The organism is Flavobacteriales bacterium (genome assembly GCA_030584065.1).
Taxonomy (GTDB): Bacteria; Bacteroidota; Bacteroidia; order Flavobacteriales_F; family PHOS-HE28; genus PHOS-HE28.
In genome coordinates, this window is record CP129489.1 from 3,804,351 (window position 1) to 3,830,526 (window position 26,176).

At 65.1% G+C, this 26,176-nt stretch carries 23 protein-coding genes and 1 tRNA gene; 15 read left to right on the forward strand and 9 right to left on the reverse strand.

All coding sequences use genetic code 11. The features are described from left to right. The 8 genes from gldN (QY325_15880) (at position 1) to QY325_15915 (ending at position 10,135) form a co-directional block, all read left to right on the forward strand. Complete coding sequence (gene gldN, locus QY325_15880; protein WKZ66229.1) at positions 1-852, forward strand: gliding motility protein GldN; 852 nt, start codon at positions 1-3, stop codon at positions 850-852. 97 nt (positions 853-949) lie between these two features. Further along, positions 950-1,732, forward strand: a complete 783-nt coding sequence (gldN, locus tag QY325_15885; protein WKZ66230.1) for a gliding motility protein GldN — start codon at positions 950-952, stop codon at positions 1,730-1,732. Between the two features lie 63 nt (positions 1,733-1,795). Continuing rightward, positions 1,796-3,718 carry an ABC-F family ATP-binding cassette domain-containing protein gene (locus QY325_15890; GenBank protein ID WKZ66231.1) on the forward strand — a complete coding sequence of 641 codons (1,923 nt, stop codon included), beginning with the start codon at positions 1,796-1,798 and terminating at the stop codon, positions 3,716-3,718. Between the two features lie 90 nt (positions 3,719-3,808). After that, the gene (gene gldM, locus QY325_15895; GenBank protein WKZ66232.1) at positions 3,809-5,434 is read left to right on the forward strand and encodes a gliding motility protein GldM; all 1,626 of its coding nucleotides are present in this window, start codon (positions 3,809-3,811) and stop codon (positions 5,432-5,434) included. A 39-nt stretch (positions 5,435-5,473) separates the two neighbouring features. Beyond that, positions 5,474-5,546 (forward strand) — tRNA-Met (locus tag QY325_15900). A gap of 82 nt (positions 5,547-5,628) precedes the next feature. Then, entirely contained in the window at positions 5,629-6,504 is an 876-nt protein-coding gene (gene era, locus QY325_15905; GenBank protein WKZ66233.1) for a GTPase Era, read from the forward strand. Between the two features lie 107 nt (positions 6,505-6,611). Beyond that, entirely contained in the window at positions 6,612-7,916 is a 1,305-nt protein-coding gene (gene der, locus QY325_15910) for a ribosome biogenesis GTPase Der (protein WKZ66234.1), read from the forward strand. Between the two features lie 44 nt (positions 7,917-7,960). Continuing rightward, positions 7,961-10,135, forward strand: coding sequence for a hypothetical protein (locus QY325_15915; GenBank protein WKZ66235.1), 2,175 nt, complete (start codon positions 7,961-7,963; stop codon positions 10,133-10,135). Positions 10,136-10,140: 5 nt separating this feature from the next. On the opposite strand, the gene QY325_15920 is transcribed toward QY325_15915, so the two are convergent. From QY325_15920 to QY325_15940, 5 genes are all read right to left on the reverse strand, one after another. Further along, positions 10,141-11,298: an aminotransferase class I/II-fold pyridoxal phosphate-dependent enzyme gene (locus QY325_15920; GenBank protein WKZ66236.1), complete on the reverse strand. Its 1,158-nt coding sequence runs from the start codon at positions 11,296-11,298 to the stop codon at positions 10,141-10,143. A gap of 66 nt (positions 11,299-11,364) precedes the next feature. Next, the gene (locus QY325_15925; protein WKZ66237.1) at positions 11,365-13,167 is read right to left on the reverse strand and encodes a T9SS type A sorting domain-containing protein; all 1,803 of its coding nucleotides are present in this window, start codon (positions 13,165-13,167) and stop codon (positions 11,365-11,367) included. 47 nt (positions 13,168-13,214) lie between these two features. Beyond that, positions 13,215-14,858, reverse strand: coding sequence for a glycosyltransferase family 39 protein (locus QY325_15930; GenBank protein WKZ66238.1), 1,644 nt, complete (start codon positions 14,856-14,858; stop codon positions 13,215-13,217). Positions 14,859-14,903: 45 nt separating this feature from the next. Then, positions 14,904-15,662 carry a glycosyltransferase family 2 protein gene (locus tag QY325_15935; protein ID WKZ66239.1) on the reverse strand — a complete coding sequence of 253 codons (759 nt, stop codon included), beginning with the start codon at positions 15,660-15,662 and terminating at the stop codon, positions 14,904-14,906. 102 nt (positions 15,663-15,764) lie between these two features. Then, complete coding sequence (locus tag QY325_15940) at positions 15,765-16,661, reverse strand: DMT family transporter (GenBank protein ID WKZ66240.1); 897 nt, start codon at positions 16,659-16,661, stop codon at positions 15,765-15,767. Positions 16,662-16,762: 101 nt separating this feature from the next. On the opposite strand from QY325_15940, the gene QY325_15945 reads away from it, so the two are divergent. After that, positions 16,763-17,281, forward strand: a complete 519-nt coding sequence (locus QY325_15945) for a heavy-metal-associated domain-containing protein (protein ID WKZ66241.1) — start codon at positions 16,763-16,765, stop codon at positions 17,279-17,281. Between the two features lie 97 nt (positions 17,282-17,378). Next, the gene (locus QY325_15950; protein WKZ66242.1) at positions 17,379-18,434 is read left to right on the forward strand and encodes a COX15/CtaA family protein; all 1,056 of its coding nucleotides are present in this window, start codon (positions 17,379-17,381) and stop codon (positions 18,432-18,434) included. Here QY325_15950 and QY325_15955 read toward each other — a convergent pair. From QY325_15955 to mutY, 4 genes are read right to left on the reverse strand one after another with little or no spacing between them, the layout of a single operon-like run. Next, on the reverse strand, positions 18,403-18,978 hold the full coding sequence (locus QY325_15955; protein ID WKZ66243.1) for a hypothetical protein: 576 nt from the start codon (positions 18,976-18,978) through the stop codon (positions 18,403-18,405). The two genes, QY325_15950 and QY325_15955, sit on opposite strands and share 32 nt — an antisense overlap. Continuing rightward, positions 18,962-20,293, reverse strand: a complete 1,332-nt coding sequence (gldE, locus tag QY325_15960; GenBank protein WKZ66244.1) for a gliding motility-associated protein GldE — start codon at positions 20,291-20,293, stop codon at positions 18,962-18,964. The genes QY325_15955 and gldE overlap by 17 nt, the downstream gene beginning before the upstream one ends. 36 nt (positions 20,294-20,329) lie before the next feature. Next, positions 20,330-20,767: a single-stranded DNA-binding protein gene (gene ssb, locus QY325_15965; GenBank protein WKZ66245.1), complete on the reverse strand. Its 438-nt coding sequence runs from the start codon at positions 20,765-20,767 to the stop codon at positions 20,330-20,332. A 39-nt stretch (positions 20,768-20,806) separates the two neighbouring features. Further along, positions 20,807-21,871, reverse strand: a complete 1,065-nt coding sequence (gene mutY, locus QY325_15970; protein ID WKZ66246.1) for an A/G-specific adenine glycosylase — start codon at positions 21,869-21,871, stop codon at positions 20,807-20,809. On the opposite strand from mutY, the gene QY325_15975 reads away from it, so the two are divergent. The 5 genes from QY325_15975 (at position 21,856) to prfB (ending at position 26,154) form a co-directional block, all read left to right on the forward strand. Continuing rightward, on the forward strand, positions 21,856-22,239 hold the full coding sequence (locus QY325_15975) for an HU family DNA-binding protein (protein WKZ66247.1): 384 nt from the start codon (positions 21,856-21,858) through the stop codon (positions 22,237-22,239). The two genes, mutY and QY325_15975, sit on opposite strands and share 16 nt — an antisense overlap. Further along, the gene (locus QY325_15980) at positions 22,236-22,730 is read left to right on the forward strand and encodes a tetratricopeptide repeat protein (GenBank protein WKZ66248.1); all 495 of its coding nucleotides are present in this window, start codon (positions 22,236-22,238) and stop codon (positions 22,728-22,730) included. The genes QY325_15975 and QY325_15980 overlap by 4 nt, the downstream gene beginning before the upstream one ends. 203 nt (positions 22,731-22,933) lie before the next feature. Continuing rightward, positions 22,934-24,484 carry an Rne/Rng family ribonuclease gene (locus QY325_15985; protein ID WKZ66249.1) on the forward strand — a complete coding sequence of 517 codons (1,551 nt, stop codon included), beginning with the start codon at positions 22,934-22,936 and terminating at the stop codon, positions 24,482-24,484. Positions 24,485-24,511: 27 nt separating this feature from the next. Beyond that, entirely contained in the window at positions 24,512-24,976 is a 465-nt protein-coding gene (locus QY325_15990; protein WKZ66250.1) for a RecX family transcriptional regulator, read from the forward strand. 80 nt (positions 24,977-25,056) lie between these two features. Further along, a complete protein-coding gene (gene prfB / locus QY325_15995; GenBank protein WKZ66251.1) occupies positions 25,057-26,154 on the forward strand; it encodes a peptide chain release factor 2 in 1,098 nt (365 codons plus the stop codon). Positions 26,155-26,176: the final 22 nt, after the last annotated feature.

The following is a 26,176-nucleotide window of genomic DNA, read 5'->3' on the forward strand; positions in this document are numbered from 1 at the left end:
ATGAGGAACCTGCTGCTGTCGATGGCCATGGCTGCCGTCGCACTCTGCGCCGCGCTGCCCGCGGCCGCCCAGACGGTGCTGGATGGCGCCTACATCAAGGAGCACACCAAGACCAAGCGCGTGGTGCCCTACACCCATATCCGCGAAGCGGATGTGATGTGGGCCCGCCGCGTATGGCGCACCATCGACCTGCGCGAGAAGGTGAACCATCCGCTGTACTACCCCACCGAGCCCATCAACGACCGCAAGAGCCTCTTCGATGTCATCCGGCAGGGCCTGCTCGTGGACGGCTCCATCACCGCCTATGACCCCGGTCCGCTCCTCACGGATGACGAGTTCAAGAAGCCGCTGCTGGCACCCGAGCTGAAGGATCTCTTCACCCGGATGGACACGCAGTACACCGAGTCGCTCACCACCGGCGATATGGAAATGGTGGTGCAGCCCATCAACCTGGAGAGCCGGGATATCAAGATGTACAAGATCAAGGAGGACTGGATCTTCGACAAGCAGCGGAGCACCATGGACATCCGCATCATCGGCATCGCGCCCATGAAGGAGGTGCGCGGCGAGGACGGCGAGGTCCGGGGCTATGCGCCGATCTTCTGGCTCTATTACCCGGAATGCCGGTACGTCTTCGCCAACTGGGACGCCTTCAATCGCGAGAACGATGCTGAGCGCCGCAGCTACGAGGACATCTTCTGGAAGCGCCAGTTCAGCAGTTACATCACCAAGTGGAGCAACGTCTACGACCGCCAGCTGAACGACTACAAGACGGGGCTCGATGCCCTGCTCGAAGGCGAGGAGATCAAGCAGGCGCTGTTCGAGTTCGAGCACGACCTCTGGAACTTCTGAGCGCAACGGATCCATGAGAGGGCCCCTGCATCGCTGCAGGGGCTTTCTTTTTCCGTTCCGGCATATGCTGGCGGAGGGCGACGGCGTTCGATGGTGGATGATGCGAACGACCAGCCATTCGGGGTCAGCCATCCCCCTGGCCTTGATGCTCGCGGCCTTGGCGGGGCAGGCCCAGCCGGTTCTGGAGCCCCCCGACTGCGGGGCCGATGGACGGTTTGAGCCCTACCATCCGTTGCGGGAGGCGGATGTGGCCTGGGAGCGGCGTGTATGGCGCGTCCTCGATATCGCCGACCCGGCGAATGCAGCGCTGAGACGGCCGGTGGGTGACCTTCCGGGATGCAGCGGGCTGTTCGACCTGGTGCGGCAGGCAGCCCAGGGCGGCCGGTTGACCGTCTATGCCCCGGCGGATGATGGATTCGACGATGCCTTCCGTGCACCGATGACCCCGCAGGCGATGGAGTCCCGCATCACTGCGTTGGGCGTAGCGGAGGAGGCCATCGCCCGCTGGATGCTGAAGGAGGACTGGCTCTTCGACCGGGCGCGGTCCACCATGGAGGCACGTATCATCGCCCTTGCACCGATGGCCGAGGTCCGCGGCACCGAAGGGGAGCTGCGCGGCTACGCGCCCATCCTCTGGGTCCACTACCCGTCGAGCAGGGCCCTCTTGGCACGCCATGCCGCCATGCGCCGAACCGACGGTGAAAGGCTTTCCTATGAGGCCTGGTTCGCTGAGCGCTTCTTCAGCGGCGCGATCCTCAAGGTGGCGGGCATGCATGATGCTGCGATTCCAGCGGTCTCCACTGGCCTCGACGCGCTCATCCGAAGTGAGGCCGAGCGTGAGCGGCTCCAGCGGATGGGATTCGATCTCTGGAACCATTGAACAGCAGCTTCGGGCGAGGGCAGGCCGCCATGAAGCGCTAATTTCGCGCGCTTTTCCGCAGCGATGATCACCGTCCAGGGCCTCACCCTCCACTTCGGCCAGCGGCCCATGTTCGATGGCGTCTCGTTCTTCATCGGGACCGACGATCGCATCGGCCTGGTGGGCCGCAACGGCGCCGGCAAGAGCACCCTCCTGAAGATCCTCGCCGGCAAGCAGCCCTTCGACAAGGGCACCATCGGCAAGCCCAAGGAGCTCACCCTCGGCTACCTGCCGCAGGAGATGGCACACAACCTGGAGCTCACGCCCTGGCAGGTGGCCGAGAAGGCCTTCGAGGAGGCCCTCACCCTGCAGGCCTCGCTGGAGCGCATCGAGAAGGACCTGGAGAAGGCCACCACCGACGAGGAGGCCATGGAGCTGGCCACGCTGCTCGCCCATGCGCACGAGCGGCTCAACACCATCGGCGCGGCCGACCACGACATGCAGATCGAGCGGATGCTGAAGGGCATCGGCTTCGTGGGCGCCGACATGCACCGCCTGATGAGCGAGCTGAGCGGCGGCTGGCGGATGCGTGCCGAGCTCGCCCGCATCCTGCTGATGCAGCCCGACCTGCTGCTGCTGGACGAACCCACCAACCACCTCGACCTGCCCGCCATCCAGTGGCTGGAGGATTTGCTGCGCACCTATCCGTCCGCGCTGGTGCTCATCTCGCACGACAAGACCTTCCTCGACCGCCTCACCAAGCGCACCATCGAGGTCACCGGCGGCCGCATCATCGACCGCAAGGCCTCCTGGAGCCAGTACGTGGAGCTGCGCAAGGTGGAACGTGAGCAGCAGTCCGCCGCCGCCAAGGACCAGCAGCGCTACATCAAGGAGACCGAGGCGCTCATCAACAAGTTCCGTGCGAAGGCCAGCAAGGCCGCGTTCGCCCAGAGCCTCATCACCAAGCTGGAGAAGCTGGAGCGCATCGAGGAGGAGGACGAGGACCTGCGCAAGATGCTGGTGAAGTTCCCGCCCGCGCCCAGTTCCGGCAAGATCGTGTGCGAGGTGAAGGACGTGAGCAAGGCCTATGGGGCGAAGACGATCTTCAGCCACGCCGAGCTCACCATCGCCAAGGGCGAGCACCTGGCCCTGGTGGGCGCCAACGGCACCGGCAAGTCCACGCTGGTGCGGATGATCATGGGCGAGGAGCCCTTCGACGGCGAGATCCGCCTGGGTCACAACGTGATCGTGGGCTACTATGCGCAGGACATGCCCGAGCGCATGAGCCCGCAACGCACCGTGCTGGAGACCGCCGAGGATGCGGCCAGCGAGGAGAACCGGGTGCGTGTGCGCGCCATGCTCGGCGCCTTCATGTTCAGCGGCGAGGACGTGGACAAGAAGGTGAAGGTGCTGAGCGGCGGTGAACGCGCACGCCTGGCGCTGTGCTGCATGCTGCTGAAGCCGCTCAACTTCCTCATCCTCGACGAACCCACGCACCACCTGGACATCCAGAGCAAGGACGTGCTGAAGGAGGCGCTGAAGAACTACGACGGCACCTTCCTGCTCGTGAGCCATGACCGGGATTTCCTCACCGGCCTCACCAACCGCATCCTCGAGCTCGACGAGTTCCGCATTCGCGACCAGCACATGGACATCCTGGAGCTGATCGAGAGGCGCAAGGCCCTGCAGAGCGCGGACATCGGCCGTTCATCGGCGCGCGTGAAGGAGGAGAAGGCGGCGCGCAACAGCGATCAGCGCGACAAGCGCGACCGCGACAGGGAGCGTCGTCGCGTGCAGAGCCAGGTGCTCCGCCTGGAGGAACAGCTGGCCGCGCTGGAGCAGGAGGAGAAGCAGCTCCAGGCCGAGGTGATGAGGAGCGGCCTTTCCGCCGAAGCCTTGCAGAACGGCTACGATCGCCTGGGCAAGTTGGCCGAACGCATCGCCGCGGTGATGGGCGATTGGGAGCGGGCCTCCGCACAGCTGCAGGAGCTCGGCGAGGGCGTGTGAGCGCGCGTCACGGCGTTACCCTTCCGAGGTCGCGGCATTCGTGTTGTTGGCGGAGCGCATGGAGCGTTCCCTCTCCAACACCGAGCAGCCATGGCCAGCATGAAGATGCCTCCCCGGCAGAAGATGATCAACATGATGTACCTCGTGCTCACCGCCATGTTGGCGATGAATGTGAGCAAGGAGGTGCTGGACGCGTTCGCCATCATGGACGCCGAACTGGTGCGCAGCGAGCGGGCGCACGAGCAGCGTTCGCGGGTGGAGTACACCGTGTTCGCGGAGGCGGCCCAGCGCTTCCCGGACAAGTTCGGTGCTTCGCACCAGCGGGCCTTGCGCGTGCAGGCCATGGCCGATTCGCTGGTGCGTCACATCCAAGGCATGAAGCTGCAGGCCTTGGCCTCCGCCGATGGGCTGGAAGTGAACGCGCTGCAGGGACGCGATGCCGACGGCCGGGATACCCTGCGCGCCCTGCTGGCCCTGGAAGCGAAGGACGACCGCGATGTGCTGACGCGCGAGCTGGTGGGCAGCGAGCCCGCCACGCCGAAGCAGGGGCCCGGCACGGCGCATGACCTGCGCTTGCGCATCGCCGCCTTCCGCGACAGCCTGAAGGCGATGGCCGGTGAGCGCGGCCAGGCCCTCGCCTCGGCGCTGGACCAGCTCTTCGACCAGGGCGACCGGCGCGATGCCTCGGGCACCTGGAACAACTGGGAGAGCACCAACTTCTACGATGTGCCGCTGGCGGCCGGGGTTGCCACGCTGAGCAAGCTGCAGGCCGACATACGCGCGGCGGAGAACGACATGGTGAAGTGGCTCTACCGCAGCGCCGAGATGGACGATTACCGGTTCGGCACGCTCACCGGTGCCGTGGTGCCGCAGAGCAACCTCGTCATGGCCGGCGATTCCTTCCGCGCCGATGTGTTCCTGGCGGCCTACGATCCGGAGAATCCGGCCCGCGTGCTGCTGAAGGACGGCCGTGCGCTTCCCGTGGGGACCGATGGCAAGGCCAAGCTGCGCGTGCGTGCCGATGCCGTCGGTGAGCAGCGCGTGGAGGGTGTGATGCACTTCGAGGGCCCCAACGGTGCGGTGGAGGTGCCCTATGCCACCACCTACCAGGTGATGGCGCCGCTTCTGGTGGCCTCGCCCACCAAGATGAACGTGCTTTACCGCGGGGTGGACAATCCCATCGAGCTGTCCGTACCGGGCGTGCCGGCCGAGCGGGTCCAGGCGGGCATCAGCACGGGGCGCATCGTGCGCAGTGGTCAGGGCTGGGTGGCCAGTGGCATGAGCGGGAGCACGGCCGAGGTGTTCGCCACAGTGACCCTGCCCGATGGCAGCACCCGGCGGGTGGGCCCCATGCGGTTCCGGGTGAAGGACCTGCCACCACCGATGGCGTTCGTCGCCGGCAAGAGCGCTCTGGATGCCCGCATCAAGAAGGCCGAGCTGCAAGCCGCCCGGGCCGTTTTCGCCAAGCTGCCCGACAGCGAGTTCGGCGCCAAGTACGAGGTGCTTCGCTTCAGGATGATCGTGGAGCGCGGCTCCCAGCCGATCGACCGGCAAGTGACGGGCGCCGCCTTCGATGCCAACCTGCAGACCGTGCTCGGCAAGCTGCGGAACGGCGACCGGGTGATCTTCGAGGACATCAAGGCCCGGCTGGAGGGTGCTCCGGCAGGGACACGCACCTACGATCTGGCTCCCATTTCCTGGAAAGTCGTGGATTAGGCGGAGGATGAGCCGCCGATGCCTATATTTGCGGTCCATTGCGGGGTGGAGCAGATGGTAGCTCGTCGGGCTCATAACCCGAAGGCCGCAGGTTCGAGTCCTGCCCCCGCTACGAAGGAAGGCCCGGTCAACCCCGGGCCTTCGCTTTTCCATCCGCACGCTCCATGAGCCAAGGCGGCGATATTCGCGAAGGCATGCCGCACAAGGCTGGATACGTCAACATCATCGGGGAGCCCAATGTGGGGAAGAGCACCCTGCTCAACGCTCTACTCGGCGAGCAGCTGGTGATCGCCAACCCCAAGGCGCAGACCACGCGGCACCGCATCCTGGGCATCCTCAATGGCGATGACTACCAACTGGTGCTGAGCGATACCCCGGGCATCCTCGACCCCCAGTACAAGATGCACGAGCGCATGATGAGCGTCGTGGACGAGGCCCTCATCGATGCTGATATCCTTGTCGTGCTGGTGGAGGTGGGGCAGAAGCCCGAGAAGGCCGAGAACGTGCTCAAGCGCGCGCGCCGCTTCAAGGGCCGCAAGGTGCTGCTGGTGAACAAGGTGGACGCCGCTAAGGAGGAGCTGGTGCTGCCTGCGCTGGAGGCATGGCAGGCGGCTCTGCCCGAGTCGAAAGTGGTGCCCTTGAGCGCGCTGCATGGCCTCAATGTGGCGGAGCTGAAGGCCTGGCTCATCGCGCACCTGCCGGAGCATCCCGCCTACTTTCCGAAGGATGAGCTGAGCGACCGCAACATGCGCTTCTTCGTGAGCGAGATCATCCGGGAGAAGATGCTCACCTTCTACAAGCAGGAGATCCCATACAGCTCCCAAGTGGTGGTGAACAGCTATGAGGAAGGGGGGGCGCTGGTGCGCATCCAGGCCGATGTGATCGTGATGCGCGAGAGCCAGAAGGGGATCGTGATCGGCGAGGGCGGCAGGGCTTTGCGCAGATTGGGCACCGAGGCGCGCCTGGCCATCGAGCGCTTCATCGGCACCAAGGTCTTCCTGGACCTGAAGGTGAAGGTGGACCCCGACTGGCGGGAAGATGAAGCGAAACTGAAGCGATACGGATATTGATAATGCAGGGTGAATGGTCAATGGCGATATGCGAATGGAGGCTCTTGCCCAAGTGATGCCTCTGTCCATTCACCAATGACCATCCGCCATTCACCCTGAGCTGAACCATGGGAAACATCGTCGCCATCGTAGGCCGCCCCAACGTGGGCAAGAGCACGCTCTTCAACCGCTTGATCGAGCGGCGCGAAGCCATCACCGACCCCACGGCCGGCACCACGCGCGACCGCCACTACGGCAAAAGCGAATGGAACGGCATCGTCTTCAGCGTCATCGATACGGGGGGGTACATCAGCGGAACCGATGACCTATTCGAGTCCGAGATCCGCAAGCAGGTCAGGCTCGCCATCGAGGAGTCCGATACCATCCTCTTCATGGTCGATGTCAATGGCGGCATCACCGGCGCGGATGAGGCCATCGCGGAGATGCTCCGGAAGGCGAAGAAACCGGTGATCCTCGCAGCCAACAAGGTGGACACCCATGACCGCCAATACCTGGCAGCCGATTTCTACGCCTTGGGCCTGGGCGAGGTGCATGCGATCGCAGCTGCCAGCGGCGCAGGCACAGGCGATCTCCTCGATGAGCTGCTGAAGACCTTCAAGAAGCCCAGCGAGGAGGCCGATCCGGACATCCCCAAGCTGGCGATCGTGGGCCGCCCCAATGTGGGCAAGTCATCCCTGGTGAACGCCCTGCTGGGCCGGGAGCAGAGCATCGTCACCCCGGTGGCGGGCACCACGCGCGACCCCATCAACACGCGCTGGAGCGTCTTCGGCCATGACCTCATCCTGCTCGACACCGCCGGTATCCGCAGGAAGGCCAAGGTGGATGAGGACATCGAGTTCTACAGCGTGATGCGCTCCATCCGCGCCATCGAGGAGAGCGATGTATGCCTGCTCATGCTCGATGCGCGCGAAGCCATGCAGCAGCAGGACCTCCACATCCTCTCCATCATCCAGAAGAACGGCAAGGGGCTGGTGGTGGTGGTGAACAAGTGGGACCTTGTAGAAAAGGAGACCAACACCATGCGCGACTTCGAGGCGGAGGTGAAGCGGCGTATGGAGCCCTTCACCGACGTGCCCGTGGTATTCACCAGCGTGCTGGAGAAGCAGCGCCTGCTGAAGGTGATGGAGGTGGCCATGCAGGTCTATGAGGACCGCAAGCGCCGAATCCCCACGCGCAAGCTGAACGATGCCCTGCTGCCCGAGATCGAGCGCCAGCCGCCGCCGATGTACAAGGCCAAGGAGGTGAGCATCAAGTTCGTGCAGCAGCTGCCGGTGCATGTGCCCACCTTCGTCTTCTACTGCAATCTGCCGCAGTACATCAAGCCCAGCTACGAGCGATTCCTCGAGAACCGCCTGCGCGAGCATTGGCGCTTCACGGGGGTGCCGATACGGCTCTTCTTCCGGAAGAAGTAGGGAAGCCGGCCGTCACCGCTTAGCTTCGGGTGGCTGTTCCACCCATGAGCGCTCGATCGCTACGGTTCGTCATCGTGCTCACCACATGCTGCGCGGCCGTATCGGTCCGCGCGCAGCTCCCATTCACCTGGGGTGACACGGCCGTTTGGGACACCACTTGGGAGCAAGGCCGCACCCTCGCCTCGGAGGTCCTCGACGATGAGTTCTCCATCCGTATCCGGAATGTGAAGCCGGAGTTCCTGGCGCTCTTCTTCGAGCGGCGCCGGGTGGTCCGCTTCGCCAGCCAGGAGGACATCAAGCGCTACGCCCCCGTTGTTCTCCCCGAGAGCCTCGACCCGCCCTACGATGAGCATGGAAAGCCCTACGAGCGCCTGGAGACGCGCCCCTATCCGCTGCTCTTCAACCTGCGCGTCGATCATTTCGCGGCGCGCGTGATCCGGCCTGATGGCTCTTGGACTGAGCTGCCGGTTGACACCCGCGCCGCGAAGGGCTTCCTGGGCAATCCCCTGTCGCTGCAGGCCACCATGGCCATCACGCATTACCCCGTTGGCATCATGCCCGGCGATGTGGTGGAGTACCGGTGGAAGTACATGCTGCCCTATGACAGCAATGCGCCGCACACCTACGGCATGCGTGGCCTGCTCTGGATGGACAACTGGGCACGGCTCACCAATTGGCGTGTGTTCTTCAACGGTCCGCTGCCGGTGCGCGAGCAGCGCATGGAGCTGCGCTACCACGCGAAGCACGGCATTGAGCTGGGCGGTGCCCCACCGGATGGCGTGGAGCGCAGCGGCGATGAGCGGACCGCTCGCTGGCATCGCACCGATCTGTCCGGATGCATGGACGAGGTGAATGGCGACCAGGGGCGCGGGCTGCCGCATATCGTGGTCACCTGGATGCCCGATGACCTGCGCTACTGGCGCCGCGAGCGCCTCAGCGGCCTGCCCATCCCGCAGCAGCCCTGGCTGCAGGTGGTGCGCCTGCGCGAGGCCAAGGCCGAATGGTGGCGGCGCGTGGCGCTGAAGCGCATCCCCGACCGGCAGAGCACCTTGATGAAGCGCTTCATCGAGCGCACCTGCTCAGGCATTTCAGACAGCCTGAGGGCGCGGCGCGTGGAGGCCCTGCACGAGCGCATCGCACGTGATTTCGACTATGCCAGCGACCGAGGGTGGTACCTGGATGCCGATCGTGACCTGGAACGCATGGGCGACCAGGTGGAGGCGATGCGCCTGCGCGACATCAGCCGCTACAACCTCTACAGCAAGCTGATCCAGATGGAGCGGCTGCCCTATGTCACGGCCTATGTGCTCGACAGGCGCTCCGGCGCGCTCAACGAGCGCTTCACCACGCCCATGTGGGATGCCGAGTGGCTCTTCGGCGTGAGGGACGGCGAGGGGATGCTCTGGATGCACCCGAAGCGGCAGCGGCACGGCTGGTTCGCCAACGAGCTGCCCTTCTATTGGGAGGGCACCATGGCCCTGCTCATCGACCGTCAGCGCCTGATCGAGGACGACCCGCGGCCACCGCTCTACGTCGAGCTTCCGGTGAGCGACGGATCGGCCAACGTGCGTGCCATCGAGCATCGGATCCGCATCGGTCTGGGGGAGCCCGACGCGGAAAGCGAAGCGCGGATCTTCCTGAGCGGGCAGTTCAGCACCTTGGGACGCGCGGCCTTCCTCGGCGACCGCAGCGACAGCACCGTGCATCCGAACTATGGCCACCTGCCCGCGCGCATGCCCGGAGCGGATGCGCATCGCCTTGGCGAGCATGAGCTGAGCAGCGATCCGCCCTTCCGCTACCGTGAGCAGCAGGCGCTGCGCCTCTCCGGGTTCCGCCGCGATGAGGGCGATGGATGGTTCGCTTTCGACCTGAGGCCCTTCCTGGCGCATGCCGTTCCTGGCCGCTTCAGCGGCGAGGGTCGCCACCTCCCGTTCTGGTGGGACTTCGCGCAGACGGACCGCTTCATCCTCGACATCGAGTTCGCCGAGCCGGTGGAGGTGATGGACCTCACGCGCCTGCAGGAAAGCTTCAGCACGCCGGGAGCCCGCTACACGTTGGAGGCCACCCGTATCGATGCGCGCAACGTTCGGGTCGAAAGCCGTTTCGAGGTGCTGCGCGAGCAGGAGGAGGCCGATGCTGCCATGGCCATCGAGGCGCTCCTGCGCGCAATGAATGACCCGGGCCGGCTGCTGCGCGTGCGTCCCGGGCCGATGCCCTGACCGGCTCAGATGCGCTCCAGCGCCTGGGCCAGGTCGGCGATCAAGGCATCCGCATCCTCCAGCCCGATGTAGAGACGCACCATGGTGAACGGCAGGTCGGTGTAATAGCCGCTGGGCCCCTGCAATGCGCACACCGGCCATTGCAGGCTCTCGTAGCCGCCCCAGCTCACGGCGATCAGGAAGCGCTCGAGGCTGTCGCAGAAGCGCTCCACGGCGGGCACGTCGGGCGCATCCAGCTCGATGGTCATCAAGCCCGCCACGCGCTTCATCTGCTTCAGGGCCAGCGCATGCTGCGGATGCGAGGGCAAGCCCGGCCAATGCACACGCTTCACCTTCGGGTGCGCCTCGAGGAAGCGCGCCACCTTCTCGGCGCTGTCGGCGCTGCGGTTCACGCGCAGCTCCAAGGTGCGCAGGCCGCGCATCAGCAGCCAGGCATCGTGCGGTGAGGGCGCCGCGCCCAGCGTCATGAGCTCCCGGCTCATGACCTGACGCATGTGCGTCTTCGACCCGGCGAGCACGCCCGCCACCACATCGCTGTGCCCGTTCAGGTACTTGGTGGCGCTGTGCGCGACCATGTCGCAGCCCAGTTCGATCGGGTTCTGGAAGAGCGGGCTGCTGAAGCTGTTGTCGCAGAGCGTGATGATGCCGCGCTCCTTCGCGATGGCGCACACGGCGGCGATGTCCTGCAGCTCGAAGGTGAGCGAGTTGGGGCTCTCCAGGATGAAGAAGGTCGTATTCGGACGGATGGCTTTCCGGTAGTTCTCCGCATCGGTGCCGTCCACGAAGGTGTGCTCCACGCCGAAGCGCGCGAGCAGGTCAACGAGCAGCTTGCGGGTCCAGCTGTAGGGCTTGTGCACGCAGACGATGTGGTCGCCGGCCTTGGTGAAGGCGATCACCGCCGCCGCGATGGCCGCGCTGCCGCTGCTGAAGACGAGCGCGTCCTCGGCCCCTTCGAGCGCCGCGACCTTCCGCCGCAGCATGGCCACCGTGGGATTGAAGCCGCGCGTGTACAGCGGCCGGTCGAATTCATGCTGCACCACGGCGCGCATCGCGGCCACGGTCGCGTAGGTGAAATTGCCGCTCTGCACGATGGGCGGCACCACGGCATCGAGGCCGCGCTCGCGGTCTTCGCCGAGGTGGGTGAGGATGTCGCTCAGGTCCATGCAGCGAATGTGCGGAAAGAAGGAGGGCGCCGAACGGGCGCCCTCCTGGGAAATGATGGTGCGTGGTCAGCGCTGGATGACGAAGCGCGCCCAGGCCTCGGTGGCGCCGCTGAGCCTTGCCACGTAGCTTCCTGCGGGCAGGATGCTGAGGTCAAGGCTGAGCGAATTCGTGCTCGTGGTCATGGATGTGGTGTGCACCACGCGGCCCAAGGCGTCGGTCACGGTCAGGCGCGCGTTGTTCAGCCGGGCATCGTTCCAGCAGAGGTTCACCAGGCCGCTGCTGGGCGAGGGCGATACCGCCAGGCCATGACGCGCCGGGCCTTCCGCGATCGCCGTGCTCAGCTCAACGGTGGTCACGGTGGTGTTGGTGAGCACGGGCGCATTGTAGTCGAAGTAGATGTCCGCGCGGTTCGTGAGCTGGTCCCCGAGCATCAAGGTGGTCTTGGGCGCCATGCGGTAGTGGATGCTGCCGTGGCTTTCGGGCTCGTTGGTGCTGCTGTCGGGCAGCATGATGTTGGCGAAGGTCCAAATGGCGACCTCTTCATTGATCGTGAGCGTGTACGGGTGCGTGGCGCCGATCATCTCGAAGGTGCTGAGGTCCCAATCGGCGTCGAGGCTGTCCTTGATCACGATGTTCACGGCCGGGGCGGTGCCGGTATTCTGGAAGTTGATCGTGTAAGCGAGCTTCTCCTGCGCGATCACCTCATCCGGGGTGATGCTCACGGCGCTCACGTGCTTGTCATTCGGGTCGATGGCCGTGACGGCGGTCGCGTGCTGGTCGTCCACGTTGTTCGTCGGGTCGATGTCGTCCTCCACGGCTGTGAGCACCACGTAATTGAGCACGGGGGCCTGCGGGGCGGTGGTGATGGACGTGAACACGGTGACGTTGATGACGCCTTGGCTGAAGGGGGCCAGGGTGGGCAAGGCCCAGATGATGGTCTGTCCATTCACGCTCGTGGGCGCCACGCTCGCCGAGACGAAGCTCAGCGCCAGGTCCAGGGTCAGGCTGACGGTGGCATTCACAGGCTCGCTCCCGAGGTTCTGGTAGCCTACATGCAACTGGGTGTTGTTGCCGATCCAGGCGTTCTGGCCCCAGAGGTTCACGGCAGCATCATAGATGCCGGGTATGGGCTGGAAGCCGAAGTCCATCCCAACGACCTGCGTGCCTTGCACGGGCACCGAGTAGCTCTGCGAGGCCGGGGTGACCGTGTGGTATTGCGGTGGGATGGCGGTGATGGTGTAGTTGCCCAATGCGCTGCAGAAGGAGTAGGGGTCATCGCCGGAATAGCTGTTGAGGCCGCCGGGGTTGATGGTGAGCATGGCGTCCACCTGCGGCTCGCCGCTGTCGCGCATGCCATTGCTGTTCAGGTCGCGGTAGGTAACGCCTGTCACCGTGCCGGCGCACTCGCGCAGCTCCCACCAGAACGAATCGCCGTCGAACGTGTCGGTCCACACGATGAAATAGTCCTGACCGGAAGTCACACTCACAACCATCTGCGAGGCGAAACTGTAGCCCGGGCAGGCCTGGGAGCCCATGTCATCATTGAACCCGATGCACGTCAGGTTGCCGCATGTGCCCGTGAACACCTTCAAGTAGGTGTCATCATCCTGTTGGTTGTTCAGTGGATGACAGCTTGTGATGACGATGGTTCCAGTGAAATTCGGCGTGTACCGGTACCAATCGCCGTCCTGGCCACCACCGCAGTTAACGCCGCCTTGGCCGTCCCCGGTGGCTGGCCCATCAGCGAGATGAAGTCCATTCCCCACGATCAGCGCCGTGGTGCACGTGTCGCCCTGCGCCAGCCCGCGGAAGGGGATGGCTAGCAGGATCGCGATCGCGAGGAGCTTGAACGGGGTCAAGTGGATCATGAGGCGTGCGGTTTGGCCATCGAAGGTACCCGCGCTGCCCGGAATTCCTAGGGAATCCGCTCCCAGAATATGAACCCGTTCTTCCGGTAGAGCTCTGTGAAGGTCCCTAGCTGCTCCACCTCCTCCGCGTGCGTCACCTTGCAGGCCAGGTACACCGGGCGGTCGATCGGGCCGCGCCAGAGCGTGGCCTCATCTGGCTGCGCCTCCTTCACCCGGCCGTAGAACTCGGGCACATAGCTCTTGTAGCCCTTGGTGATCAACCAGCAGCGATCGTCGGCCTTGCCAGCGAAGAACTCCACCGCGGCGCGCTGCGAGTAGCCCTCGATGTTCCGGATGAAGAAGAAGAGCGTGGTGGTGACGAAGAGCGCCCCGCCTGCGAAGACGCTGAGCACGGCCGCACGGAACTTCCTGCGCCCATGGAGCGCATGCCCGGTGAGCAGGCCGGCCAACAGCACGAGCCCGGCAATCGCTTCGAGTCCCGTCCACTTCACCTCCGCATCGAGGTTCGCGATCGCGAAGGGGTCCTGCGCGAAGAGGGGCTTGATCGCATCGATGCTCATGCCGGCGAACGGGACCGCGATCACGAGCAGGGCGATCGCCGTGCCCAGGCCGCCGAGCAGGAAGCGGCTCCAGCCGAAGCCCTCCTGCTTCCTCCAGATGCGCTCCAGCTGCAGCGCGGCGAGGTAGGTGAGCGGGAAGTAGCACAGGCTGCTGTAGTGCACGATCTTGGTCTTCACGATGCTGAAGAGGATGAGCACCACCCAGAAGAGGATCACCATCCAGTGGCGGTGGTCACTTACATGGGCGTCGTTGCTTCGTGTGGGCCTCAGCAGTTCCTGCAAGGCGAACACCGAGGCCGGGAAGCAACCGAGCAGCAGCACTACGAAGTGGTAGCCCACGAACCCGCCGTGGCCGGCATCCTCGGTGGTGAGCATGGCCACCTGGCGCCAGAAGAAGGCGATCATGAACTCGGGGCCGTTGCGCAGCAGGTCGATTAGCGCCCAAGTGGAAACAGTTAGGGCAGTGGCGAGCGCGACGATGCCGATGCGGCGCAGGCTGAGCACGAAGCGGAAGCGCTTCCAGGCCCAGAACGCGCCCACCACCAGCCCGGGCACCAGCACACCCACGGGCCCCTTGGTGAGCACGGCCAGGCCCAGGAAGAAACCCCCGATCCAGGCGTGGCGGTCGCTGCGCGCGTTCATGGCGTTGGGGTCGCGCTTGGGGTCGCGTTGCACCAGCGTGATGATGGCGTGCAGCCCGAGGAAGATGAGCAGATTGAACCACGGGTCGATGATGCCGCTCCGGAAGTAGAGGTGGGGCAGGATGGATCCGATGTAGGCCAGCGCCCACAGCATGCCGAAGACGCGTCCTTGTGTTTGCTCGCCGATTCGGTAGAGCAGCCACAGCGTGAGGACGCCGCAGATGGCGTTGGGGAATCGCGCGGCGAATTCGCCCACGCCGAAGGCCTTCATGCTGAGGGCCTGCAGCCACATGAACAGGGGCGGCTTCTCGTGGAAGGCCTCGAAGTGCATCTGCGGGCGCAGCCAATCGCCGCTCGCGACCATCTCGCGCGCGATCTCCGCGAAGTTGATCTCGTCCCAGTCGAAGAGGTGGACAGCGCCCAGGCCGGGGATGAGGAGCAGCGCGGCGACCGCGATGATCAGTAGCTGCAGGCGGCCATGGGTCGGCATGGCGCCAAGGTAGAAGCCGTGCGGCCAGCGGTCGCGGTCGGGCGGTCAGGCCTGCGGCCGCCGGGCACCCAGCAGCTTCCAGCCCATGATTCCCGTGCGCGCCAGGAAGTAGCGCCAGCTCACGTTGAGCACGCCGAAGCCGTAGGTCATGCTGCGGCTGAAGTTGATGCTGCTGGCCTCATCGAAGTATTTCGTGGGGCAGGTGATCTCGGCGATGTCGAAGCCCTGCCAGAAGATCTGGCCGATCATTTGGTTGTCGAAGACGAAGTCGTCCGAGCACAGGTGGTAGGGGCAGGCATCGAGCACCTTGCGGTGGAAGGCGCGGTAGCCCGTGTGATACTCGCTCAGCTTCTGGCCGCAGAGCAGGTTCTGCGTGAAGGTGAGCCAGCGGTTGGCGATGTACTTGTACATGGGCATGCCGCCCTTCAGCGCGCCTTTGCCCAGGATGCGCGACCCGAAGACCACCGGGTACACGCCGTTGCCGATCAGCGCGATCATGCTGGTCAGCAGCTTCGGGGTGTACTGGTAGTCGGGATGCAGCATCACCACGATGTCGGCGCCCAGCTTCTTCGCGGTGTCGTAGCAGGTCTTCTGGTTGCCGCCGTAGCCGCGGTTCACCTCGTGCTGAACCACATGCCTGATGCCCAGCTTCCGGGCCACTTCCACGGTGTTGTCCGGGCTTTTATCGTCCACGAGCACCACCTCGTCCACGATGTCGAAGGGGATTTCCCGATAGGTCTGCTCCAGGGTGAGGGCCGCCCGGTAGGCGGGGAGCACCACTACGACTTTCTGTCCGAGGTACATGGGTCCAAAATTGGTCGGGTTCTTACGCCATCAGGGGGCGCCCTGTTTCGTTCCTTCCATACGGCGCGGTTGATAAGGGTCCTTCCGGGCCCCGCGGGGGCGCTATCCTGATCGTTCGGCGCTGCTCACCAGGTAAACCGCTGCGAGCACCAGCCCGATGAGGGCCAAGCGGCTCCAGCCGATGGCTTCTCCATCCAGCAGCCCCCAGCCGATGGCCACCACGGGCATCAGGTAGGTCACCGTGCTCGCGCGCAAGGCGGTGGTGCGCTGCAGGAGCATGTTCCACAGGATCAGCGCCACAGCGGAGCTCATCACCGCCAGGACAGCCACATACCCCAATGCTGTCGCAGCGCGCGGATCCGTCGCCAATTTCTCGGGCAGCCCGCTGGCCAGGGCTAGGCCAATGGCCGGCGGCCCCACCCAAGTGAGTGCCAGCGCCGAGGTGGCCGCAGGCGGCAGGCCGTAGAGGTGCCGTTTCACGATGTTGCCGCTGAATCCGTAGCCCAGTGTGCCCAGCACCGGCAGCAGCGCGAACCACGACCAGCCGTGCCCTGTACCCGAGCCGGTATAGACCAGGCCTGCGGCACCGAACAAGCCCAGGAGGATGGCCGCCAGGTGCACGCCGCGCACGCGAAGGGCGAAGAAGAGCGCACCGGTGACCATGGTCATCAGGGGCGTCAGGCTGTTCAGCATCCCGCTGAGGGCGCTGTCGATGCGCGTCTGTGCCGTGGCGAAGAGCAGGGCCGGCAGCCCGTTGCCCAGCAGCCCCGACCCCAGGAGCGGCAACCAGTGGCGGCGGAGCAGGCCGGCGTGGCGCAGCAGGATCGGGCTCAGCGCCAGCCAGGCCATGGCGATGCGGGCGGTGGCCATCTGCCATGGGGTGAGCACCGGCACCCCTTCGTGGTAGAGGCCCCGCTTCATGAGAATGAAGCTGCTGCCCCAGATGAGCGCAAGGGCACCCAGCAGGAGCCAGGTGCGCTGGCTGCGGTCGGTCCTCATCGGAATGGCGGCGCGAAGCTATCTTCCCGGTTGAGCATCATACATTTGTAACCTCCCGGCAGGGCTGTGCGTCCCATCATCGAGTCAACCCCCATCGTGCCATGAAAGCGCTCCTCCTTCCCGCCTTGGTCGCCTTCCTCCTCACCTTCGTCGCGTGCAGCGGCCCGGCGGTTCAGGACAAGGCGGTTGCCGGCATCGAGCGCGTGGAGATGGAGGAGGTCGTCACCAGCGGCGAGCCTTTGGCCACTGCGGACTTCGCCATAGAGGGCATGAGCTGCGAGATGATGTGCGGCGGCTCCATCAAGAAGGCTCTGGCCGGCCTCGGCGCCGTGAGCACGGAGATCAAGATGGATGAGGAGGGCCCGGATCACGCCATCGTCACCTACGATGCCGCGAAGCTCAATGATGCCCAGATGGTAGAGGCCATTCAGGCGCTCTATGACGGCCAGTACAAGGTGATCTCCATTGCGGTCACCAAGCGGGTGAAGGGCGAGGGTTCTGTGACCGGAAGCGAGGGTGCCTCGTCGGCCCAAGCGCGTTCCGACCTTGGCCGCATCTCGGCCCGGGAGGTGGTGCTTCCCAGCGTGCTGGCCATTCTTTCCCGGCTCCTGCGCTTCTGAGCGCCCTTGCAGCCTGCATATCTGTTCAGCGCGTGTTGGAGTGCTGGTACCCGCCCGCACCTTTCACGGCCAGTGGTGTTGATAGCTTCGCAGGCTCATGATGGATGAGGAGCGTAGGCGATTGCGGCCCGTGACGGCCTGGCTGGCAACCGGGTGCGTGCTTATCGCGCTCATGGTTGTGATCGGCGGCATCACTCGCCTTACCGGCAGTGGCCTTAGCATCACCGAATGGGACCCCATCATGGGCGCGCTGCCGCCCCTTGACGAGGCCGCCTGGCAAGAAGCCTTCGAGAAGTACAAGCGCATCCCCGAGTACAGGTTGGTGAACAGCCATATGGACCTGGAGGGCTTCAAGCGGATCTTCTTCTGGGAGTGGATGCACCGCAACTGGGGCCGCCTCATGGGCATCATCTTCATCGTCCCCTTCGCACTGTTCTGGCGCCGTGGACTTCTCAAGGGCTGGCTGCTGCGGCGTGCCATGTGGATCATGCTCGGCGGAGCCATCGTGGCCAGCCTAGGCTGGTTCATGGTGCTGAGCGGCCTGGTGGACCTTCGCGATGCCAACGGGCAGCTGCTGGTGAACGTGAGCCATTTCCGGCTCGCCATCCACCTCTGCGGGGCCTTCACGGTGTTCTGCATGGTGCTCTGGACGGTCTTCGACATCCGGCTGGGGCGCAAGGGCTTCGCTCCGGAGCGGAGCCCTGCGGGCGGCTGGGCACGTGGGCTGCTCGCATTGCTGGCGCTGCAGATCGTGTGGGGCGCCTTCACCGCCGGGCTCGATGCGGGCCGCATCTACAACACCTGGCCGCTGATGAACGGCGCGTTCATGCCCGAGAACATCACGGCCTTCAGCTCACTCTGGCAGAACCTTGCCGACCACCGGGACGGGGTGCAATTCGTGCATCGCAACCTGGCCTGGCTGGTGGCCGCCGCCTTCGTGGGCTTTGCCTGGCGCTTCCGCACCGTGCCCGGCCTGCACTGGCGCTGGCTGATCGCCGCCGTCGCCATGCAGTTCGTGCTGGGCGTACTCACCGTGCTCACCCATGTCAGCCTCGCCCTGGGCGTGCTGCACCAGTTCGGTGCACTCTTCCTGCTGGCGGTCCTGGTCAGCGTGCTGCACGCTACCGGCCGGCCTGCGCCCAGCGCAACGTAGCTGCGAAGTGGCGCATGTCAGCGCGCAGGCGCTCGGTCACCGGTGCCAGGGAATCGGCGTTCGGCCGCGCATCGAAGTAGAGCGCCCCGTAGAGGAAGTGCTGCGCGCTGTCGGTGAGGTAGAACACGAAGGGGCTGGCCACATCGCCCTCCACATCGAAGAGGGTGCCGAAGACGCGTTCATCGTGCCGCAGCACGCGCTCGCTCCGGATGCGGACGGCCTTCGCCTCGTGCTTGCGCTTGAAGTCGTGGGCATCCTCGATCAGTGCGGGCAGGTCGCCGCGAACAGGGCTGTAGGTGAGGTGCACCGTTGCGCGCTGGCCCTTGAAGCGCAGGTCGTACCAGCGGGCACTGTCCTGCCGGGGGCGCTCCACGAGGCTGGCATAGGCCGGTCGTTCGGCCGTAAAGGCCGCTTCCGCCTGTTCCGCGTAGGCCACGGGAGGCAGGTCGATGCGCGGCCAGCCCTTGGGCTTGGGCACCGGATCCTCGCCGCAGCCGATCAGCAGCGCCGCGAACAGCACCGGCAGGCTAGGAGCGGGCCTCATCGTTCATGGTCAGCTTCACGCGGCGGATGCGCTTGTTGTCCGAGGCCTCGATGGCAAAGGTGAAGTTGCGCAGCGATACCACCTCGCCCTTCTTGGGGATGCGGCCCGTGAGCTCCAGCACGAAGCCCCCGAGGGTGCCGCTGTCGCCCTTGTGGTCCTCGAAGACCTGCCCGTCGATGCCCAGCACGCGGTACACATCGGTGAGGGGCGCCCTGCCCTCGAACACCCAGGTGCGGTCGTCGAGCTTGCTGTAGATGAGGTCCTCCTCATCGAACTCGTCGGTGATCTCGCCCACGATCTCCTCGATCACGTCCTCCAAGGTGATGATGCCGCTGGTGCCCCCGTGCTCGTCCACCACCACGGCAAGGTGCACCTGCTCGGTCTGGAAATCCTTCAGCAGGTCGTCCAGCTTCTTGTTCTCCGGCACGAAGTAGGGCTCGCGCAGCAGCGCGTGCCAGTCGAAGTCCTCCTTGGCGATGTGGGGCAGCACGTCCTTGATGTAGAGGATGCCGCTCACGCGGTCCAGGGTCTCCTCGTACACGGGCACGCGCGAGAAGCCGCTGTCCACGATGGCGGCCAGGAGCTGCTTGAAGGTGAGGTCGCGCTCGAATCCCACCACTTCGGTGCGCGGCCGCATGATCTGGCGCGCCTCGAAGTTGCCGAACTTCACGATGCCCCGCAGGATGCGCTGTTCCTCGGCGGTGGTGCTGGCATCCTTGGTGAGCTCCAGTGCATGGCCGAGGGCGTCGACTGAGATGCCCTGCGAAGCGCGCTTGCGGTAGCGCTTCTCGATCCAGGTGGTGCTGCGCACGAGTGTCTCGCTCACGGGCTTCAATGCCCAGCGCAGGGCGGTGAGGGGGCCGGCCATGTGCTGGGCCACGCGCATGGCGTTCGCTGTTGCATAGACCTTGGGGAGCACCTCGCCCAGCAGCAGCAGCACGAAGGTGACCGCCAGCACCTGGATGATGAAGACCATGTAGCCGGGCATCCGGTCGATTTCCAGCAGCGAGGTGACGGCCACCGTGCTCAGGATGACGATGCCTACGTTGACGAAGTTGTTGGCGATGAGGATGGTGGCCAGCAGCCTGCGCGGCTTCGCGAGCAGGTCGAGCACGCGTTGGCCCCAAGCGCCGCCGCGCTCCTTCAAGTCGCGCAGCTGGGTGGGCGAGAGGGAGAACAGGGCCACCTCACTGGCGCTGAAGGCGGCGCTGCACACAAGCAGCAGCCCGATCACCACCAGGATGAGGGCCGTGGGGCCATCCAGGGGGCGCCAGTAGAGGGCGACGGTGAGCGGGAGGAAGGAGGGGGGCTCCAACGGGGACGCGATGGGTTCTGCGCTGCGGGTGCCGGGCTAGAAGGGCAGGTCGTCCACTTCCATCTCCTGGGCGCCACCAGCCGCAGGGGCGGGCTGCGCCGCGGCAACGGATGCCGCCTGCTGCACCGGGGCGCCGGTGGAGGGCCGGTCCAGCATGGTCATCTCATCGGCGTGGATCTCGGTGGTGTAGCGGGTGTTGCCATCCTTGTCCTGCCACTGGCGGGTGCGGAGCTTGCCTTCCACGTACACCTTGCTGCCCTTGCGCAGGTAACGCTCGGTGATCTCGGCCAGCCCGCGCCAGGCCACGATATTGTGCCACTCGGTCTGCTCGCGCTTCTCGCCGGTCTGGCGGTCCTTGTAGGTCTCGCTGGTGGCAATGCGGAAGTTGGCCACGGCTGCGCCGTTCTGCAGGTGCCGCACTTCGGGGTCGGCGCCGAGGTTGCCGATGAGGATCACTTTGTTCACGCCGGACATGGCTTGCTTCAGGATTGGAGGGTCGAAGATAGCGGTTCCTCAGGGGTGGTTTTCCCCGTCGTCGGTCCGCAGGTAGCGCTCCACGAGCCGCGGCAGGGCATGCGTATCGAGGGCCGCCCAAGAGACCTGCTTCCAGTCCGTGGGCGGCGTGAAGCCCTTCGGAGGGGAGGCCTTCCAGAGCAGGGCGTGGATCACCTGATGGCTGAGCACGTGCTTCACCGGACCCTGCATGGAGCCGATCGCCCATCCATGGCCAAGGACCGTACGCAGCCGGGCATGGAAGCTCCGCCGTGTCATGGGTGCCGTCGTCTCCACCATGGGCAGCTCCCACAGGCCCTGCCAGATGTCCTTGTCCCTGCGCTGTCGGAGGTAGATGCCTCCCTGCGCCTCGATCAGCAGGTAATTGAAATGACGGGTGCGCGTCTTTGTCTTGCCCGCCTTCACAGGCAGCTCCCCGATGCGCCCTTCTGCCTTCGCGATGCATTTGCGCGCCAAGGGGCACTCGCCGCAGCGCGGGTTCCTGGGCGTACAGATTGTGGCGCCGAGCTCCATCACCGCCTGATTGTGGTCGCCGGGGTGCTCGCGGGAGATCAGTTCGCCGGCCAGCGCCCGGAACTCCTTCTTCCCGGCGGTGCTGTCGATGGGCGTGGCGATGCCGAAGACCCTGGCCAGTACCCGAAAGACATTGCCATCCACCACGGGCTCCGGGATGCCGAAGCAGATGCTGGCGATGGCCGAGGCGGTGTAATCCCCTATGCCCTTGAGCTTCAGCAGGGCGGCATGGTCGGCCGGGAACTGTCCGCCGTGCTCTTTCACCACTTGCTGGGCGGCCGTGCGCAGGTTACGGGCGCGGCTGTAATAGCCCAGCCCTTGCCAGAGCCGAAGCACCTGGTCCTCAGAGGCCTTGGCCAGATGCGCCACGCTGGGATAGCGCTCCACGAAGCGGTGCCAATAGGCGGTCCCTTGGTCCACCCGGGTCTGCTGGAGGATGACCTCGCTGAGCCAGATGCGGTACGGATCAAGCGTTTTGCGCCACGGCAAAGGGCGCTGATTCTCGCGGTACCAGGGCAGCAGGGCCTGGCTGAACCATGAACGGCTTGACATACAGGCACAAAGATGGGTTGCGAGTGCCGTTGATCCGGCTATATTTGCGCCCCCAAATCAATCGGGCTATGACGAAGGCAGAGCTGGTGGGCATCATCTCCAAGAAGACCGGAATCGAGCGCATGGTGGTGCTCGCCACGGTGGAAGCGTTCATGGATGAGGTGAAGAACCAGCTGGCCCACGGCGAGGCGGTCCACCTGCGCGGCTTCGGCAGCTTCGTGGTGAAGCACCGGGCGCAGAAGACCGGCCGCCTGCTGGCCAAGAACACCACCATCATCATCCCGGCGCACGACATCCCGGCCTTCAAGCCCGCCGATGTATTCGTGGACCAGGTGAAGAACCGGTCGCAGAAGCCTGAAGGCCAATGATGGGTTTGGGCAAGCCGCAGTGGCTGGCTCTGGCCGGCGCCGCGGCGGTAGTCGTTCTTTTGGTACTGGTACCCCGGACACCTTCGGGGAAGCGCGAGGAAGCGGCGGCCATCACCCCCGCCAAGGCCCGCACCATGGAGGCGGTGGCCCTGGTGCAGGGTCAGGACCCCATGCGCGGCATCATGATGCTGCGCGAGATCGCCGAGCAGGAGCCCGACAATGCCGAGGCGCATTGGCACCTGGGGCTGTTCTCGGTGCAGAGCGGACAGATGGAGAAGGCGCTGGAGCGCTTCAAGAAGGTGCGCGACCTGGACGCCGAGGGCTTCCCCGATGTCTGGTTCTACCTGGGGCGCACCTATGCCACCTTGGACAGTACCGACCAGGCCATCGCCTGCCTGCACCGGTACCGCGAATTGGTTGACGATACGGCCATCACCCGCGTGGTGGATGGCTTCTTGTTGGAATTGGAAGGACACGTACACGAACACTGAGCACACATGCCCTGCGGAAAGAAGCGGAAGCGCCACAAGATGGCCACCCACAAGCGCAAGAAGCGCCTGCGGAAGAACCGCCACAAGAAGAAGATCCGGTAGTAGCCGGTGACGCTGCTGCTGCCTGAGGGCCTTGGGTCCTCAGGGGCCGCTGTCGTGCGCACCCGCGTGCCTGCTTCCATGCATCATCACATCGCCATCGCGTGAGCGTAGACCTCGTCATCCGTTCGGCCGGGGGGGAGGTGGCCATTGCCCTGTTGAAGGACAGGGTGCTGAGCGAGCTCCACCGCGAGAGGACCGAGCGCGGCTTCGCCGTGGGCGATGTGTACCTGGCCAAGGTGCGCAAGGTGGCGCCCGGCCTCAACGCGGCGTTCGTGGATGTTGGGCACGAGAAGGACGCCTTCCTCCACTACTTCGACCTGGGCCCCCAGTACCGCAACAGCTACAAGTTCGCCAAGGGCGCGGTGGCGGGCACCGTCGCCAGCAGCCTGCTGGAGGACTGGAAGCTCGACCCCGACATCCCCAAGGACGGAAAGCTCTCCGACATCGTCAGCGCCAGCCAGAGCATCCTGGTGCAGATCGCCAAAGAGCCCATCAGCACCAAGGGCCCGCGCCTCACGGCCGAGGTCACCCTGGCAGGCCGCTACATGGTGCTGGTGCCCTTCATCAACAAGGTGAGCATCAGCAGCCGCATCACCGACGAGGCGGAGCGCAAGCGGCTGAAGGAATTGATGCAGGCCATCCGCCCGAAGAACTTCGGCGTGATCATCCGCACCAACGCCGCCGAGAAGGACAGCGCCGACCTGGAGAATGACCTCAAGAACCTGCTCCAGCGCTGGGACGTGATGTTCAGCAACCTGCGCAGCGCCCAGCCGCCCAAGAAGGTGCTCGGCGAGGTGGACCGCACCAACGCCGTGCTGCGCGACGTGCTCAACAAGAGCTTCACCGGGATCCACGTGGATGATGAGCTCCTCGCCGAGGACATCCGCACGACGCTGCAGAGCATCGCACCGGAGAAGGCGGGCATCGTCAAGCACTACAAAGGGAAGATCGACATCTTCGACAGCTTCGGGATCAACAAGCAGATCAAGCAGGCCTTCGGTAAGCAGGTGATGCTGCCCAGCGGCGCCTACCTGATCATCGAGAAGACCGAGGCCATGCACGTCATCGACGTGAACAGCGGGAGCCGCAAAGGCGGCAGCCAGGCCCAGGAGAAGAACGCCCTCGACATCAACGTGGAGGCGGCCAAGGAGATCGCCCGCCTGCTGCGGCTGCGCGACATGGGTGGCATCATCTGCGTGGATTTCATCGACCTCTATGAGCCCGAGAACCGCCGCCTGCTGCACAAGGCGCTGAAGGATGCCATGGAGGACGACAAGGCGAAGCACAACGTGCTGCCGCCCTCGCGCTTCGGCGTCATCGAGATGACCCGCCAGCGCGTGCGCCCCGAGACCGAGATCGAGACCGCCGAGAGCTGCCCCACCTGCAAGGGCACCGGCGAGGTGCAGGCGCCCGTGCTCATCATCGACGAGATCGAGAACGCGCTCAACTACCTGCACGGCGAGAAGGGCATGACCGGCCTCACGCTCTGCGTGCACCCCTTCATCCACGCCTTCCTCACCAAAGGCCTGCCCAGCATCCAGCACAAGTGGTACCTGCGTTGGAGGAAATGGGTGAAGGTGAAGCCCGAGGGCGCCCTGCAGTACCTGGCGTACACCGTGCAGGATGACGCGGGGAACGAGGTGCCGGTGTGAGGCGTTTGCAGGTTCGGCAGGCTCCCCATGCCGAAGAAGCCAACCATCTCCGACGCCCTTGCTAAAGCCCGCGCCTACTGCGCCCGGCAGGAGCGCGCCCAGCAGGAGGTGCGCGACAAGCTCTACGCATGGGAGGTGCCCGCCAAGGACATCGAGTCCATCATCAGCCAACTCATCGGTGAAGGCTTCCTCAACGAGGCGCGCTTCGCCGAGCACTTCGCGGTGAGCAAGCTGCGGCAGAAGGGCTGGGGGCTCCGCAAGATCGAGGCGGCCCTGAGGCAGCGGCAGGTGAGCGAGCCCTGCATCCGGGTGGCGCTCAAGGCCATCGACCGAGAGGAGCAGAGCGGAAAGCTGCGTGAGCTGGTGGTCAAGCGCTGGGCCAGGGAGAAGGAGCCCGATGCCTTCAGGAAGCGGCAGAAGGTGATGGCGTACTTCCTGCGACGCGGCTTTGCGTCGGAAGAGGTGAAGCGGGCGCTCGAGGGGCTGGCCTAGGTGCCGCCCGCCCGCTGCCAAGGGCTGACAGCCAGCAACATGCAACGGACAGCCCCGCCCCAGCTACTTTCGCGCCCGGAATGATCACCATCGACAAGATCGGCGGCCTCGGTGAACGCCTGGAAGCGCTCAAGGGCTACCTCGAGATCGAGGACAAGCGCGGGCGTATCCTCGAGGAGGAGAAATACACCCACGACCCCGACTTCTGGAACGACCAGAAGAAGGCGCAGGCCACCATGAAGAAGATCCGCGAGCTGAAGCGCTGGGTGGCGCTCTGGGAAGATGTGAAGCGCGAGATAGACGATGTGGGCGTGATGTTCGACTTCTGGAAGGCGAAGGAGGTGAGCGAAGAGGAAGTGGAAGCGCAATTCGGCAAGGCGGAGAAGGCCTTGGAGGAGCTGGAGTTCAAGAATATGCTCAGCGCCGAGGAGGACCCCCTGAGCGCGGTGGTGCAGATCACCAGCGGTGCGGGCGGCACCGAGAGCAACGACTGGGCCTTGATGCTGCTGCGGATGTACCGCATGTGGGCGGAGAAGAGCGGCTACGCGGTGAAGGTGCTGGACTACCAGGACGGGGAAGCGGCGGGCATCAAGCAGGCCACGTTGGAGGTGGATGGCGAGTTCGCCTTCGGCATGCTGAAGGGCGAGAACGGCGTCCACCGGCTGGTGCGCATCAGCCCCTTCGACAGCAATGCGCGCCGCCACACGAGCTTCGTGAGCGTGTACGTGTATCCGCTGGTGGACGAGAGCATCGAGATCGACATCAACCCGGCGGACATCACGTGGGACACCTTCCGCAGCGGCGGTGCCGGCGGGCAGAACGTGAACAAGGTGGAGACCGGCGTGCGCCTGCGCCACGCGCCCACGGGCATCATCATCGAGAATACCGAGACGCGCAGCCAGCTGGAGAACAAGAACAAGGCGCTGCAGCTGCTGAAGTCGCAGCTGTACGAGGCCGAGCTGGAGCGCCGCCGCAGCAAGCGCAGCGAGATCGAGGCCGGCAAGAAGAAGATCGAGTGGGGCAGCCAGATCCGCAACTACGTGCTGCAGCCCTACAAGCTGGTGAAGGACGTGCGCACCGAGCACGAGACGAGCAGCGTGGATGATGTGCTGAACGGCGGGATCGATGAGTTCCTGAAGGCCTATCTGATGATGCACGGGCAGAGCCAGAAGGTCTGAGAATGATGAACACAGAACATTG

What these genes read in the sequence shown, in the direction of transcription:
- gldN (WKZ66229.1), top strand. Translation starts at nt 1, where the DNA reads ATGAGGAACCTGCTGCTGTCGATGGCCATGGCTGCCGTCGCACTCTGC.
- gldN (WKZ66230.1), top strand. Translation starts at nt 950, where the DNA reads ATGATGCGAACGACCAGCCATTCGGGGTCAGCCATCCCCCTGGCCTTG.
- QY325_15890 (WKZ66231.1), top strand. Translation starts at nt 1,796, where the DNA reads ATGATCACCGTCCAGGGCCTCACCCTCCACTTCGGCCAGCGGCCCATG.
- gldM (WKZ66232.1), top strand. Translation starts at nt 3,809, where the DNA reads ATGGCCAGCATGAAGATGCCTCCCCGGCAGAAGATGATCAACATGATG.
- era (WKZ66233.1), top strand. Translation starts at nt 5,629, where the DNA reads ATGCCGCACAAGGCTGGATACGTCAACATCATCGGGGAGCCCAATGTG.
- der (WKZ66234.1), top strand. Translation starts at nt 6,612, where the DNA reads ATGGGAAACATCGTCGCCATCGTAGGCCGCCCCAACGTGGGCAAGAGC.
- QY325_15915 (WKZ66235.1), top strand. Translation starts at nt 7,961, where the DNA reads ATGAGCGCTCGATCGCTACGGTTCGTCATCGTGCTCACCACATGCTGC.
- QY325_15920 (WKZ66236.1), bottom strand. Translation starts at nt 11,298, where the DNA reads ATGGACCTGAGCGACATCCTCACCCACCTCGGCGAAGACCGCGAGCGC.
- QY325_15925 (WKZ66237.1), bottom strand. Translation starts at nt 13,167, where the DNA reads ATGATCCACTTGACCCCGTTCAAGCTCCTCGCGATCGCGATCCTGCTA.
- QY325_15930 (WKZ66238.1), bottom strand. Translation starts at nt 14,858, where the DNA reads ATGCCGACCCATGGCCGCCTGCAGCTACTGATCATCGCGGTCGCCGCG.
- QY325_15935 (WKZ66239.1), bottom strand. Translation starts at nt 15,662, where the DNA reads ATGTACCTCGGACAGAAAGTCGTAGTGGTGCTCCCCGCCTACCGGGCG.
- QY325_15940 (WKZ66240.1), bottom strand. Translation starts at nt 16,661, where the DNA reads ATGAGGACCGACCGCAGCCAGCGCACCTGGCTCCTGCTGGGTGCCCTT.
- QY325_15945 (WKZ66241.1), top strand. Translation starts at nt 16,763, where the DNA reads ATGAAAGCGCTCCTCCTTCCCGCCTTGGTCGCCTTCCTCCTCACCTTC.
- QY325_15950 (WKZ66242.1), top strand. Translation starts at nt 17,379, where the DNA reads ATGATGGATGAGGAGCGTAGGCGATTGCGGCCCGTGACGGCCTGGCTG.
- QY325_15955 (WKZ66243.1), bottom strand. Translation starts at nt 18,978, where the DNA reads ATGAGGCCCGCTCCTAGCCTGCCGGTGCTGTTCGCGGCGCTGCTGATC.
- ssb (WKZ66245.1), bottom strand. Translation starts at nt 20,767, where the DNA reads ATGTCCGGCGTGAACAAAGTGATCCTCATCGGCAACCTCGGCGCCGAC.
- QY325_15975 (WKZ66247.1), top strand. Translation starts at nt 21,856, where the DNA reads ATGAACGGCTTGACATACAGGCACAAAGATGGGTTGCGAGTGCCGTTG.
- mutY (WKZ66246.1), bottom strand. Translation starts at nt 21,871, where the DNA reads ATGTCAAGCCGTTCATGGTTCAGCCAGGCCCTGCTGCCCTGGTACCGC.
- QY325_15980 (WKZ66248.1), top strand. Translation starts at nt 22,236, where the DNA reads ATGATGGGTTTGGGCAAGCCGCAGTGGCTGGCTCTGGCCGGCGCCGCG.
- QY325_15990 (WKZ66250.1), top strand. Translation starts at nt 24,512, where the DNA reads ATGCCGAAGAAGCCAACCATCTCCGACGCCCTTGCTAAAGCCCGCGCC.
- prfB (WKZ66251.1), top strand. Translation starts at nt 25,057, where the DNA reads ATGATCACCATCGACAAGATCGGCGGCCTCGGTGAACGCCTGGAAGCG.